The sequence below is a fragment of the Paenibacillus sp. 37 genome (genome assembly GCF_008386395.1).
In the GTDB taxonomy this organism is placed as follows: domain Bacteria; phylum Bacillota; class Bacilli; order Paenibacillales; family Paenibacillaceae; genus Paenibacillus; species Paenibacillus amylolyticus_B.
This window is the reverse complement of the sequence record NZ_CP043761.1, coordinates 274,983-289,971: the sequence shown is the minus strand read 5'-3', so window position 1 is coordinate 289,971 and position 14,989 is coordinate 274,983. Positions and strand designations below refer to the sequence as shown.

The 14,989-nt window shown below is 45.4% G+C and carries 11 protein-coding genes and 1 riboswitch; of the genes, 7 read left to right on the top strand and 4 right to left on the bottom strand.

Annotated elements, in window-relative coordinates; genetic code table 11:
- The 3 genes from F0220_RS01310 to F0220_RS01300 all read right to left on the bottom strand — a co-directional run bounded on the left by F0220_RS01310 (position 1) and on the right by F0220_RS01300 (position 4,427).
- Positions 1–1,458 carry a glycoside hydrolase family 1 protein gene (locus tag F0220_RS01310; RefSeq protein WP_105602212.1) on the bottom strand — a complete coding sequence of 486 codons (1,458 nt, stop codon included), beginning with the start codon at positions 1,456–1,458 and terminating at the stop codon, positions 1–3.
- 52 nt (positions 1,459–1,510) lie between these two features.
- Positions 1,511–3,439 carry a beta-glucoside-specific PTS transporter subunit IIABC gene (locus F0220_RS01305; RefSeq protein ID WP_105602214.1) on the bottom strand — a complete coding sequence of 643 codons (1,929 nt, stop codon included), beginning with the start codon at positions 3,437–3,439 and terminating at the stop codon, positions 1,511–1,513.
- 142 nt (positions 3,440–3,581) lie between these two features.
- Positions 3,582–4,427 carry a PRD domain-containing protein gene (locus F0220_RS01300; RefSeq protein WP_223199825.1) on the bottom strand — a complete coding sequence of 282 codons (846 nt, stop codon included), beginning with the start codon at positions 4,425–4,427 and terminating at the stop codon, positions 3,582–3,584.
- Between the two features lie 329 nt (positions 4,428–4,756).
- Between F0220_RS01300 and F0220_RS01295 the strand changes: the two genes are divergently transcribed.
- From F0220_RS01295 to F0220_RS01260, 7 genes are all read left to right on the top strand, one after another.
- Positions 4,757–5,293, top strand: coding sequence for a sigma-70 family RNA polymerase sigma factor (locus F0220_RS01295; RefSeq protein WP_091012141.1), 537 nt, complete (start codon positions 4,757–4,759; stop codon positions 5,291–5,293).
- Complete coding sequence (locus F0220_RS01290) at positions 5,277–6,401, top strand: DUF4179 domain-containing protein (RefSeq protein ID WP_105602215.1); 1,125 nt, start codon at positions 5,277–5,279, stop codon at positions 6,399–6,401. Before F0220_RS01295 ends, F0220_RS01290 begins: the two co-directional genes overlap by 17 nt.
- Before the next feature lie 33 nt (positions 6,402–6,434).
- A complete protein-coding gene (locus F0220_RS01285) occupies positions 6,435–7,019 on the top strand; it encodes a VanZ family protein (protein ID WP_105602217.1) in 585 nt (194 codons plus the stop codon).
- Between the two features lie 195 nt (positions 7,020–7,214).
- Positions 7,215–7,847: a uridine kinase gene (udk, locus tag F0220_RS01275; RefSeq protein WP_017691162.1), complete on the top strand. Its 633-nt coding sequence runs from the start codon at positions 7,215–7,217 to the stop codon at positions 7,845–7,847.
- A 111-nt stretch (positions 7,848–7,958) separates the two neighbouring features.
- Positions 7,959–8,288 (top strand): chaperone CsaA, encoded by a 330-nt coding sequence (gene csaA, locus F0220_RS01270; RefSeq protein WP_105602218.1) that lies wholly within the window; start codon positions 7,959–7,961, stop codon positions 8,286–8,288.
- 346 nt (positions 8,289–8,634) lie between these two features.
- A complete protein-coding gene (locus tag F0220_RS01265) occupies positions 8,635–9,906 on the top strand; it encodes an S-layer homology domain-containing protein (RefSeq protein WP_105602219.1) in 1,272 nt (423 codons plus the stop codon).
- 496 nt (positions 9,907–10,402) lie between these two features.
- A complete protein-coding gene (locus F0220_RS01260) occupies positions 10,403–13,294 on the top strand; it encodes a DUF5704 domain-containing protein (RefSeq protein WP_223199958.1) in 2,892 nt (963 codons plus the stop codon).
- 490 nt (positions 13,295–13,784) lie between these two features.
- Positions 13,785–13,978: riboswitch (cobalamin riboswitch) on the bottom strand.
- A 77-nt stretch (positions 13,979–14,055) separates the two neighbouring features.
- On the opposite strand, the gene F0220_RS01255 is transcribed toward F0220_RS01260, so the two are convergent.
- On the bottom strand, positions 14,056–14,883 hold the full coding sequence (locus F0220_RS01255) for an AraC family transcriptional regulator (RefSeq protein ID WP_105602221.1): 828 nt from the start codon (positions 14,881–14,883) through the stop codon (positions 14,056–14,058).
- Positions 14,884–14,989 lie beyond the last annotated feature (106 nt).

Below are 14,989 nucleotides of genomic sequence, written 5' to 3'. Positions count from 1 at the left end.
TTACAGTTCTGCTCCGTTGGTACGGATCACATTCTGATACCAGAAGAACGAATCCTTCCGATATCTTTTCAGCGTACCATTGCCATAGTCATCCTGATCCACGTAGATAAATCCGTACCGTTTGCTCATCTCGGAAGTCCCTGAACTGATCATGTCGATCGGCCCCCACATCGTGTAACCCAACACTTCGACGCCATCCGCAATGGCGAGTCCCATCTGTTCGATATGTTTGCTCAGGAAATCAATCCGGTAGGGATCGTTGATCGTTCCGTCCTCATTCAGCTTGTCGTAGAAGCCTGAGCTGTTCTCCAGGATGAAGACCGGTTTTTGATACCGATCATAGACGAGATTTAGCGTATACCGCAGGCCAATGGGATCAATCTGCCAACCCCACTCGTTTGCAGGCAAATGCGGGTTTTTGTAGACACTGTGTACGTTCCCGGCTGTTAATTCAAGTTGTTCGGTATCACTGCTGGAAATCATGGAGTTGTAATACGACATCCCCACGAAGTCAGCCGTATGTGCGCGAATGTTATCCAGATCGCCGTCCTCGATGTTCAACCGGATCTCCTTGTTTTTGAAATACGTTTTACTATAATAAGGGTACTCGCCTTTATTGAGCACATCCAGATAGAATTGATTTTTCATCTGATCATCCTGCTGCATCTGAAGTGCATCCTCCGGCTTGCATGTGTATGGGTACGTTGTAAAATATGCCACCATGCTTCCGATCTGGTTATTCGGATCAATCTCATGGGCCATCTTGGTTGCTCTGGACGCAGCTACAAATTGATGATGCAATCCCTGAAACAGCATTTCCTCATAATTCGGTGCATCATAATCAATGATTCCCAGCGTCTTGGCAGATGCCTTCACGCTCATGTTGATCTCGTTGAACGTCACCCAATATTTCACTTTGCCCTTGTAGCGATTGAACAGCACATCACAATAGTTCACATACAGATCGATCAGCTTGCGGTTGTACCATCCTCCGAACTTGTCCATCAGTACAATCGGTGTATCAAAGTGGCTAATGGTGATCAGGGGCTCCATGCCCTGTTTCAGACATTCATCAATAACCTGATCATAGAACTCTAGTGCCTTTTCGTTCGGAGCGGCATCGTCGCCACCTGGAAATACTCTGGCCCAAGAAATGGAATAACGGAACACTTTGAAGCCCATCTCGGCGAATAATGCGATATCCTCACGGAAGTTATGATAGAAATCGATCCCCCGGCGCTTTGGATATTTAACCGTATCCGGGTCGTTCCGGGCCTCTTCTATCATCTCCCAATTCACTCTGATCTGTTTGGTCACCTTGCGGTCGTTCTTCTCGTTAAACTTCATCACTTCGGGAATGGTCAGACTCTTGCCGTCCACATTATAAGCACCTTCAGCCTGACAGGCAGAAAGCGCCCCGCCCCACAAAAAATCTTTTGGAAAATTAGAATGAGTCATTTTAGTTTCCTCCTGTTAGATACGTGTTATTTAAATGGTCTTATCTAAGGTTCTAGGGGATTAGCTTGATCAGCGCTTCACTCTCCCGGATCGGGCCGCTGGTCGCTGTAGTCAGTACGTCCCCATACTGTTGCATGTTGGTAACAACAATAGATGTAATGGTGTTATAACCTGCTGTCGTAATACCTTCTGGATCAAACTCCACCAATAAATCGCCAGCCTTGATGGTCTGTCCCTGTTCGATATGGGCGGTAAAATATTTGCCTTTGAGGCTGACGGTATCCACCCCGATATGAATGAGGATCTCAACACCATTAGTCGCCTTCAATCCGATAGCATGTTTGGTGCGATAAAGGGCCTCGACTACTCCGTCAAATGGAGCATATACCTTGCCATCTGTCGGAAGAATCGCAATGCCTTTACCCATCAACTCTTGAGCAAATGCCTGATCGTCCACTTCAGAGATCGGTTTGATCTCCCCTGTCATTGGACTAACGATAAGCATGTCAGAAGAAGTGGATGTCTGTGATGATACGGACGCTGGAGTTACCTCTGAGGCAACGACTGTCTGATTGCTATTTACTTTATTCGTAGCTTGTTGCTTCGATTTATTTCCATCTGTATCTTCCTTGATGCCCGCCAACAGCGTGAAGACAAAGCCAAGTAAAACTGCGGCAATACAACCAATAACGACATACATGTAACGATCAGAGGAATACGTGCCAATTGCCAATACACCTGGAAGTGAAATTGCATTCGCTGTTGTGTGCACCAAGCTGTAGAATCCACCGACTAATCCGCCCGCAAGACAACCTGCGAAAAAGGGACGTTTATATTTGAGTGTTACACCATAGATCGCCGGCTCGGTGATTCCGAACAACGCAGTGAATCCACTCGAAGCAGCAGCTGATTTCATCGTTTTACTCTTCGTTAGGACAAACACACCGAAAGCTGCTCCAGCCTGGGCCAAATTTGCCGCCAGTGCCGTTGGTAACAATACGGTTGCGCCCAGGGTAGCCACTTGTTGAACCTGGATAGGCATGATGGCATAGTGCATACCGAACATAACCATGATCGGTTTGAAAAATCCAAGAATCGCACCCGCAAGCACACCTGCGGTGGAGAACAATGAGTTAATACCGTTGGTCAACCAGTCACCGATATATGATCCTACTGGGCCGAGCACGATCAGTTCCACTGGAATCATAATGAACAAAACAATCATTGGGGTAAGCAGGACCTGTAGAAACTTGGGAATCACTCGATTGACGATTGGATACACATAACTCATAATCCATACCGCCAAAATGATTGGAATGACGGAAGAGGAATATTTCATCAGCAGAATCGGCATGCCGAGAAAATCAATACGGTTTACACCCGTCTCAGCAATCTGAGTCGCAGCGTTCAAAATGGTTGGATGCATTAGTCCCGCAGCAAGAGCTACCGCCAAATAGGGATTGGTTTTGAAACGGTTTGCTGCACTGACAGCCAGGAAAAACGGCATGAAGTAGAAAATGCAGTCCCCGATCATGTTAATGATCGTCAGGAAGCCCGATCCTTCCAGATACCCCATTGCAGTTATTACGGTAGCCAAACATTTGATCATCCCACATCCAACAAGTGCTGGCAGAACAGGCGTGAATATACCTGCGATGGTTTCAAGCACTACGTTGACGGGGTTACGTCTCTTTTTCGGTCCACTGTCTGTAGACTCCGTAAGCTCGCCAATCTTGTCAGAAGTTAGATTCTTCACTTCACTATATACCGCGTCTACTTTGGCACCGATAACAACCTGAACCTGTCCACCGGAATTTTGTGCTTTGAGCACGCCTTCGAGCTGATCCAGTGCCTTGAGGTCTGCTTTGTTATCATCCTTTAATACGAATCTCAAACGGGTTGCACAGTGTGTTAGCCCGGATATATTTTGCTCGCCGCCAACGAGATCAAGTACGTTTTTAGCCAAGTCTTTGTTGTTCATGACCCTTCTCCTCTACATGAATAAATTGGATATATAAAAAATGACCAAGCCGGGGAATCGTCATTCCCTACGCTTGGTCATGCCTGATCGAATCAGTAACAGTCCAATATGGATTATTCGGTTAGTTTCTTCACTAGTCCATTCATTCCGCTGGTTCATTCGAAATCAAACGTTGGATATGCAGAATCAGATATAACTTTTCATCATCCGAACAGGTCCAGCCATAATTACTTTCCAGGAAATCAGCAATCTTCTCCACACAAGCGAGTTCTTTCGGAAACTTCTCCTTCACCATCAGGAACAGCGATTCATTCTCGTCTTTGAGCGATTTACCGCTCATCTGCCTCAGAATGAAATACCGAATATGTGTGGCAAAGCGCATGAAATGGATGGAATCCTCCTGGAAATCAATTTTGAGCGCATATTTGATCACGGACAGGATCTCGCCCGTAACTGTGGTTACCTTAGTGGTATCCGTCATCTCTCCAGAGCCCACCTGTGCATTAACAAAATGCAGAGCAATCAGTGTTGTTTCGGCTGTCGGCAGAGCGATATCCGTTTTTTCCTGAATCAGCTTCAGCGCAGCCTCCCCCACCCGGGTCTCGTCCGGATAGAGTGTCCGCACTTCCCATTCCAGCGGATTTTTGATACGGATGCCTTCTTTGGTTCGGGTTAATGCAAAACTGATATGGTCAGACAGGGTGAGAAGCAGATTCGGGTTAAATGTTTTATTCAGGATCTGACTGCCCAACTTGATAACTTCCTCCGCGAGATAAATATCCTCAATCGGAATACTGTTCAGCAGGTCATACATACGGATGTTCTTTGGTGCTACAAATATTTTCTCCACCAAGTCCGTCTCCGTCAGCTCATAGGGCGTTTTCAGAAATCCTACACCCTTGCCTACGACAAAAACCTCTTCGTTATGTTCATTAATAGCGATGGCTACGTTATTGTTTACTTTCTTGATAACCTTCAATGTTCTCACCCCCCAACAAAAATAAAAAAAGACCGAAAGCGATTACAGTAAAGCAATCGAATTCGGTCATGCCTGGTTTCCCCAGTAACAGTCCGTGTTATGAATATAAGTTTATTATAGTGCTGTTTTAGAAAAAGTCAATCATCCAATCTTAGGGAAAAATCAGCCCCTCTTATCATTGAAGGGAACGCAGAGACCCGATACGTCATATATAATAACGCCCTTTTTTAAAACTACAAAAAGAAAATGTGACCATATGCCCTACTCGCCAGTCTAATTCATATCAAAACCAGCCAAGTGCTGGCTTCATCCCTCCAATACGAAAGGAGCTGTTATCCATGGGTTCAACCGATCTCGTTAACCAGGCCATCCAAGGAGATCGTGAAGCCTTTATCCGGCTTATTCGAGACATTGAAAACTCTTTGTACAATACGGCAAAATCCATGCTGCGAAAAGAGGAGGACGTGGCCGATGCCATTCAGGAGACAATCCTGAACGCATACAAATCGGTGCATACACTCCGGGAACCCCGGTATTTCAAAACCTGGCTGTTTCGCATCCTCATCAATGAATGCAACACGATGCTGTCCCGCCGCTCTCTCTCCACCGCTTATGCGGAAGTACCTTCAGAAAAGCGGGAGCATTCCAGTCCCTACGATGAGGTCGATATGCGAGAAGCGGTAGACCAACTGGAGGAATCGAAGCGAATTGTTGTCGTTTTGCATTATTTTGAAGACCTGTCTCTCCGTCAAGTCGCCGATGCCCTCAATATTTCCGAAAGTGCAGTGAAAATGAGACTTACTCGGGCAAGGCAGGAGTTATATCAGAAATTCAAAAATTTTCGGGAGGTAAACTTACATGTCAAACCTGTTTAATATCGATCAGGAATTAAAGAACCAAGCGAAGGAGCGTCCTCTGATGTCTGAACTCGTGCGTAACCGGATTGATGCCACACTGGATTCTCTGCCGGCGTCCCCAAACACATTGAAAACCGAACAAACTTTGCGCTCCAGTCGCCGGCACAAGCGATGGCACAAGGCTGCAGCTGCGACGATCGCAGCCGGAGTATTGGGCGTGACTGTATTTGCATCCGGCTTTGTATCACCGGCCATGGCTGCCTCCTTGCGCAATATCCCACTCGTGGGCAGCCTCTTCAGCTCAATCGAAGCCGATATGGGTCTGCGAACGGCGGGCAACGACGGCTTGACTACCCCTGTTAACAGCAAGGTTGCTTACCAGGATGTGAAGCTGGAAGTCCTTGAAACAGTTTATGATGGTACCCGTGCTGCATTTCTGGTTCATTTCACTGCGCCTAATCTGAATCAGGGTGAATATGACAATGGCAAGGACATCGTGAAACTGAGCAGTGGTATTGAGAATGTCTTTTTCAAAGTCGACGGGTCCCTTTCGAATAGCGGACTGTTCTATAGTTCGGTAGGAGAAACGCAGCCAAATACACTGCTCTTTGAGCAGGTCATTTCCTCCGATCAGGGAACGGCACAATTGCCGGATCAGTTCGACGCCAAGGTTCAATTGACGTTGCAGGGCATCGATCATGAGTTCGAGCTGACGGTTCCATTTGCCAAATCAACAGAAAACATTCATCAGGTTTTGCCTAATACAGCCATGACCAACAATTTGTATACTGCCGCTGTTACGGAAGCTGTGGTTACCCCTGTCACTACCCGTCTAACTACTGTTATCAGTTTGAACGATAAGAGTACTCTTACGGCAAAAGAGCAGGAACAGCTGAGTCACGTCGGATTTGCCGTCTATGATGATCAGGAGCGGCAGCTAACCGCTCTCAGCGGCGAAGGCCTATACGAGGGTAACCAACTGAAATCGGAACGCATATATGCCACAACTGCCAAGGATGTAAAATATCTGATAGTAAAACCTTTCGAGATCAAGGATGATTTTACGGAAGAGGTTAAAGACACTCAATTCATCAAGGGAATGGAAATGAAGATTCAGCTTCAATAGCCTGATCTCATTTCCTTATGAAGGAGCCATTCCATGTCCATCCAATATTCAATCTCATCTCCCATCGTACTTGGCCCATTATTCGTTCTGGTCCTGCTTGCCCTGATGATCCACGCCAGGGTGAGCAAAACCAGGTATACGGTCAGACAGTATGTGTCGATGCTCGCATTTGCCATATATATGTTGGGCGTTATGCACTTTGTATTTTTCCCTATCGACGTGAACATCGGAATCTATGCCAATCAAACTCCATGGTATCAAAGCATTCAATGGATTCCGCTCCTGACCGCGGATGCACCAAGCTTTCTCCTCAACATTGTGCTGTTTATGCCACTGGGGTTCATGCTTCCTTTCATCAAGCCTTGGATTCACTCGATACGAACAGCAGCATTCGCAGGATTGAGCGTAAGTTTCCTCATTGAAATAACACAGTTGCTGCTTCGAGCGACCTTAGGCAACGGTCGCAGCACTGATCTGAACGATTTGATAGCCAATACAACAGGATGTGTCCTTGGTTATGTCATCCTGAATATGTTCACAAAAAGCTCCATCGGACATCGCCTGCTGGCCCTATGGAGTCACCGCGGGGAGTATCATCCAAAGACATGCAGTAAATGAATTTTAACAAGCATAAAGCCCCTGAAGGCAAAACATGGTCCATACACCAAGATGAAAAAAGCCGTCTGCTATGGTACAATGAAAGAATTGTGTATTCAGAGACAGACATGTGGATAAAGGCCATGAACGAAGGATTTCTGATGCGCTTTTATCCATTCATCATGCTGCCATTTTAGGGAGGCTTATGGAACAACCATGCTCATTATTGGTATCGCCGGAGGAACCGGCTCCGGTAAAACGACGGTAGCTCGCTCCGTCATAGACCGTCTGGGATCAGGTAAAGTCACGTTTATATCCCAAGACAATTATTACAAAGACCAGTCGCAGCTGACACCTGAGCAACGCCGACTCACCAATTACGATCACCCGTTTGCATTCGATAATGATCTGTTGATTGAGCATCTCACTTTGTTGAAAAAAGGCCAAGCGGCGTATGCTCCCGTATATGACTTCACCATAGATAATCGTGCTGCCAATGAGACGGTTGAACTGGCACCGAACCATATTGTCATTGTAGAAGGATTGCATGTGCTGATTGATGAACATCTTCGCAGTCTGATGGACATCAAAGTATTTGTTGATACTGATTCCGATGTTCGGATTCTACGGAGAGTCCTGCGGGATATTGAAGAGCGCGGACGCACGATCCAATCCGTGTACAAACAATATCTCGAAACGGTAAAACCGATGCACGATGCTTTTATCGAGCCATCCAAAAAGTATGCCGATATCATTATTCCAGAAGGCGGACATAATGAAGTAGGTATTCAGATGTTATCCATCCTCACTGAGAAATACCTCACCGGGGAAAATTGGAACGGCGCTTAATTTGCGCAATGCAACGCAACAGAAATCCAGGTTACGATACTGCGTAATCTGGATTTTTTGTTGATTTTTCATTTATAATAGTCCCCAATAGTTGAAAGGAGATCTACCCCTATGGCTACTTTTGAAGAGTTCATGCAGCATGACATCCGGGTTGGTACCGTGGTGGAAGCCGAACCCTTCCCCAAGGCTCGCATACCCGCTATTAAAATGACGATCGACTTCGGACCACTTGGTCTTAAACGCTCCAGCGCTCAGATTACTCAGCGATACACGCCTGATGTGATCATTGGCAAACAGGTCGTTGCTGTAGTTAATTTCCCACCTCGGCGGATTGCCGGTTTTGTCTCTGAAGTACTTGTGCTTGGCGGCTTGCCTGGTGAAGGCGATGTTGTCTTGCTCTCACCGGATAGCCCATTACCTAATGGAACACCGATAGCCTGACTTTATTTGGAGTAAGAAGAATATGGGCTTTTCAAATGTTTGGAAATCGAGTATTCTTGATTTATTGATTATTGAATTGACTATTGATGGAACTACATATGTTGGAGACCTTAAAGCATAAGGCTATGAATCTGCGGATTCGTGGCCTTTTTTTGTGTTTTTTTGATGGAATATAGGTCTGGAGAAGTAGTAAGAGTGGTGTGGAGAGGAGAAAACATATTGATTAATCATACCAACAGCCTAGTATTACATGGTAGAATATTCATTATTATTACAAATTTAGTATCTAGTAACCTAAATCGTACATACCAAAGAAAACAAACGAAAATGGAGAGGAGTAAGATTCATGAAAAAAATGATGATTTCCGGCGTAGCGGCATTGGCTATATTAACAGGGGGTATCGCAGGTTTTGGAGGTGTTGGGAGTTCTGTAGAAGCCGCACAAGTTACAACTAAATTCAAGGACGTTCCTTCTACACACTGGGCATCTTCAGCAATTAATTCGGCCGTGGAACAAGGTTATTTCAAGGGGTATGCCGACGGGACATTTAAACCAAGCTCACCAGTCACCAAAGCTGAAATGGCAAGTATTCTGGGACGTTTATCCGACCAGCCTAATGCATCAACACAAGAACAAAATAATTTCACGGACATACCCGAGTGGGCAAAAAGTGGTGTCTCTATTGCTATAGCAAAAGGTTTTATCAGCCCTTCTAATTATAAGGGGAAATTGGATGCACAAGGCGCTCTTCAACGAGGGGAGATGGCTACTTGGCTGACGCAAGGGCTAACCGTTGTTGATCCTCAGTACAAACAAGCACTCTCTGATGTGACCAACACCGTTGTGCCTGCAAAGGAATATTTCACAGGCAAACTCGCAAGCGCTCAAAAAAATGCAGTCGCTGTTGCCCTGGGAACGGGACTGATGAGTGTAGCAAACGATAAAACATTTGGCGTCGATCGTACAACAACACGAGCTGAAGTAGCTGTATTGATTGCCCGTTATGCAGCAGTTGCCAAGACAAAACCTGCTGATTTTCAGGGGCTGAATGAGCTGCGAGCGGTGGGTTTGACGGGGACAAATTTGAGTATTATTGCGCCTAAGTATCAAAAAGCAGGACCAGAAAAATTTTCTGAATCGTATGATTACAGCAAAGTAACTGGAGATTTCGGGAAAATTCGTAATCAAGAATTAGTTACAGTAACGAATTATGCAGATCTGAAGGTCAAGAACTGGATCATCGTCAATCCATATGTAAAAGAAACTGAGAGAAGTATCTACTATCCTGTTTTCGTTGATGAAAAAGATAGATTACTAAGAGGCGCTTATTATTCTTTTACAGAGTTTGATATTAGTATTAAGAACTCTATGAATCAACTGCAAGCCGGTAGTCTTATCCATTCCCCAACTATTAATGCTCTAACTTCACCAAGCACCAAAGCTTTTAGCGAGTATGGACCTAAACATATAAATGATTTACTCGGACCCAAAGGCGTGTTTATCTTAAAGAACCCTGTTTACTGGGGCCATGGTCTCTTACATTTTGATAAATCATTAAATCCTGGAGTACGCCTGACGCTCAAAGATGGAACAAACTATACTGTAGTTCCAAATTAAACTATGAAAAGGGTGTTCCAATGTGCAGTTCTATAAATTATTAAAAAAATTATTAATAGCATATATAACATTGTGTATATTCTTCCAAACCCCTTCAGTTGTTTTTGCTGGAGGGGGGCCTGGAACAAAGCCAGTGTTAGAAGCCTCTCATATAGTACCTCCATCACCTGCAAAGTCGCAGAAAAAAGTAATTCCTGTTGAGGGCAGTGGAATGTCTAATATCGGTGTTTATGTTTACCAGCTCGATAATTTAAGATGGCGTGTAGATGGAGAATGCAATGGCCAAACATTAAGCAATAACCCCGATACTAACAAACCAAACTCATCTTTAGTTTGCGTAAATCTTTCACTAGATGCACCAAGCTACAAACCCTCTGAGTACTTTGATCGTTCCGGTCAGAGGTATTCTAGAAGTGAATTAACCACAATTTCGTTAAAGCCCATGTACATGGATAACACACAATATTACTTACCAGGAAAACCAATCTTGGTTAGTGTGGAATCATTTGACGGTGATACGGTGAAATTTACAACTCAAATCGGAGGTGCGATTGAACCAACAGCCCACAGACCCTATAATCCACCTAAATTCTCTGCCGACTACATATTCAATACAGATATATATTGGCGGGCCGTTGCTGAAATAACCAAAGAGATTAACCTAACCGCTGGCGGGCAACTTAGCTTGAACCAGTCCAAACAATTAAACGCAACGGTCAAAACGAAAAATGGTGATGGAAACTTTGGTGCAGAAACCAATGTAAACACCGGTAGCGGTGGTACAACGACATGGGAATCATCCAATCCTGGTGTCGCAACCGTGAGTAACTCTGGAGTGGTCCAAGCCGTCAGCAGAGGAACCACAACCATCAAAGTACTGTGGGAAAAGGATGATTTTGAGCTAACTACCACAACAAACATTGGCGTTGAGGAAAATCCGGGTCCTGGTGGGGAGGACAGTAACGGAGGCGGTGGAGGTTGCACGCCAACGGTTGGACCACCTTCTGGTGGAACCATCATGAGCATGAGTGATCTCGATCCAAATGCCAACGGTGTTATTAAGTCAGATAACAGAGATAATGAGACATTCAATGTGTTAAAAGGAATCCCTACTTCCGAGTCACTCTACACAAATGCTTTTGCTGACAATTACCTATTTAAACAAGCTTGGGCGAAAATGAGCGGTAAAATTACATACAACTGTAATGTCACAATCTCTTACGACAGAGAGTGGACTGTACCTGGACCGGAGGTATGTGATGATGATGGTTGTACATCAGGGACACCTGTACCTGCGAACGACACGGTACCCAAGCCATACAACTTCCAAATCACAAGAGACTACTCCTACTGGAAAATTAATAACCTGGAAGTATATAAGATCGCTAAAGCAACCATGAACAATTACGCTTTGCCCGGTGAGACCGTTACGATGAATCCATCAGGATACACACCACCAACACTGGAGTCTAAACATGATGAATCCGTAGAAAGCCATGTACGACCAGGCCAAACCACTTCAATCTCATATACTCCACCCAAATTAACAGGTGGTTTGAACCAACCTCCCAGTGTGCCTGATGATACATCACGGTTAAAAGGGATGGCTGAATCCAACACACCTCAAAGTAAAGTGAATAATGATCTAGTGAAATTCAACAACACAACCATTATGAATGATGTGGAAGCAACCAAGGATGGCCCAACGCCATCCAACATTCCTAACCCAACGACGATCGGTCGCAATGTGCTGTACAAACCGGGTAATATGATCAGCAATTCCCTGCTGAATAAAGCAAACACCACAAGCTCTGGTGAGATCTATTATGATTTGCTACCAGGCAACGTGAATGGCGGCGCCAATAAAATATTACCGATTAACGGCATCAACACCGTCACGGTACATACCCCTGTCGTCAATTACGCCTGGGTATCGGATGATCAGCCGCATAATCAGAAAACCGTGCCGGACCCAACAAGCGCTGCACTCATTCTGGAACGTCCGTTCATTGTGAGAATTCCCACATCGGGACAGCACTTGGACGCAGCAAGTTATCCTGGATATGGGAATCGGGACTATGCCAAATACTTTCGAACCAAACAGGTGCAATTCCCGTTTGATGTCTACAACGCAGACCGGAGTCAGTTTATCCCTGCCAAGACATGGGTCGATATTCCGGTCAATCAACTGGATACCACATTCTACCTCCCTGTATGGGTAGACGAGGGAAAATACCATATTACATTCCGCAATATTGCAGAGAATGCACCTGCAAACTTTACCGAGCAAAAGGATGCTAATACCAATTTGGCACATCATGTTGCAGCAGACACCGTACCGGTAGATGTCATCGGAAGGTTATATGATTTTCACGTCACTGATATTTCTGATTACAACTGGGAAAATGTATTTCGCAAGCGATTGGGTAGTTCCGAACCAACGGGCTATAGCTACTGGACCGGGATGAATAGCATTGATGGTGATCCACGAGGTAACCTGGCTCCATTTGTATTGCCCATTCGACCGGGAAGCCACCCGGTACAGGGATTTGCTAACGCACTTGTGAAGACAGGGTACCATTTCAAGTTCGATCTGAAGACCAAGGGCAATATGTTTGGCAATCAGGATGGTATTCGAATTACACCCAATTTTGCTTTTGTGAGTAAAGACGGGTCTTCCCGGAAAGAAGTAGATCTGTACTACCATCGAGGCCAGGAACGCCTAATCCGCATCGGATCGGCTCAGGATCTGGAGAAACGATTTGTTGTCCTGAACTCGCGGCTTCGGAATGTACCCGGCACAGAGTTAGGCGATACCGCGCGTTATCAGTATACTTATGAACTGACAGCGGAAGAACGCAGCCAGCGTACGTTGGCAGAACATATGGTTCGACTAGTCGATCAGACATCTCATCAAAAAACATGGGTAGGTCGTTATGACTGGATGATCCTGTCCGCTCCGATTCGGACACTCATCGGGCCCAAAACGGAGATTCCTTCCGGGGTCAACGTGGACCGGGCCAATGCAGCAATCCAGCGTTGGTACGGGGAGTACAGCTTGCCAGCCGATGTATATGCCGTATCAAAAGGTACGGATCTTGAACCCCTAGCCCGACAAAATCAGCTGGATGAGAAATCGAAGATTTTTCTAAAGAATGGTTATATCGTAGTTAACTTCAACATGGAGAGCCTGCAGAATGGAAATACAGAGGCGCCCCATCTGCAATACATTCATGCACCACTGATGAATCAATGGCAGATGGAAGGTTTCAACACAATGCCAACAGACAGTCAAGGCAGAACCTGGCCGCTGAAGGATGGCGACATTGTCTTTTATCATGCTGACCAGTCTAGCCGGAACGACTTCCAATCGCAAGTACCGCACTAGTTTGAATCTCTCACGTCAGCACGACTGGCTAAGCAGATGTAACCAACTACATGTGGACAGAAGAGTCTATATGCGGAGTATCTCTCCAAAATAAGACTGACTGTCTGTATAGCGATAACACCCAATGAAGCAATCAATAAATATATGATGAAATAGACATGAGGGCAGATAAAATACTATGCAGCCTTCACAAAACTATGGTGTACTGAATTGATATAGGTGCAATGAACGACATAAGATGAAGCATTCAGAAGCTATTGCTGTATCACGTTCCAACTTACACACAACATGCCTGTTATACAACAAAAGGGTTATCCTGAAAGTCATCTATGGACTTCTGGGGTAACCCTTTTTGCATCATTCTCTTTTTATAACCTTACTTAGACTATAACGAAAACCCGCACATTGTATTATCCTGACAGACTTTCTCCAGGAGACGGGTAGAAAAAATCATGCTCTCTAAACACCGTCCTATCTCCCTTAGGGTACTACTGTGTTAGTTAAACCTGGCAGGTCTCCTAGCTCAAGACTCATCGTCACTTGCAGCTCCTTCCCGGCTTAAACCAGTGGATTATCACTACCTGACTCCTCTGTTACAGTGGCGGGACCGCGCCGGTATTACACCGGAATTCCCTATTAAGCTTCCACCCTGACGGGCAAAGCACCAAGTTCCACATATTCAATTACACTTCTGTATCAGAATAGCGGGACAACGTTTAATGATCAAAAATTTTCTTTCAAATTTGAAACACTAAGTACGTCTAATCGCGAATTCTCGACCCCTTCGGAGATACGCCCGTCACACGCTTAAACATCTTAGAAAATAATAATGGGTCCGTATAACCAACAGAATGGGCCACTTCACTGACCGACAGCCCTGGATTCTGAAGAAGTTCGGCTGCCCTATTCATACGGTACTCCAGAAAAAAGGACTGTAGCGACATGCCATATCGCTCTTTAAACAATCCTGATAGATACGTGCGATCCAGCCCCACAGCTTGGGCAATATCCAGTATGGAAGTTCGCTGACTGTACCTGTTCTCCATAAATTGCACCGCCTGCCGGATGTATGTTTCTTTGTTCGAAAGGAGCTGCCCTATAACTTCCTTCACAGGTGAAGAAGAGATGAGTTCTGCCATCAAGCGGTACAAGAGACTCTGGTTCAACACATCGCCTTCTGACCGCGTGGAAGCTTGGACCATCTCCGTATACAACCGTTCCATCGCACTCGTATCATGGGCATCATAAACCGGCCGCTCCGCGCTCAATTGAGCACGTTGCATGAATGCTTTGGCTTGTATGCCTTTAAAACCAAACCACGAATACGTCCAGGGCTCCTGCGGATCTGCCTCATAATGAATAAGCGTGTCCGGGAGAATGACAAAACCCTGTCCCTCGCTAAGCTTGTACTCCTGATCCCCCATGTACACAGTGCCCCGTCCTTCATGGATGTAGTGCACAATGTAAGAATCACGTACACCCGGTCCCCAATAATGCGCAGGGTCACATGCCTCCCACCCAAAAAACAACAACATCAGCTCCATCTGTGTCCAGCCTGCGGGAACCACATTCATCTCAATGCGACTCATTTTTCGCCCTCCATCCTGACTTCGTTCCGCTTACCTCTTCATTTCGTCTATTTATATTATAACAGCTAAAGTTCTTCTATATTAGTTGAAAGCGGGAACAAAAATG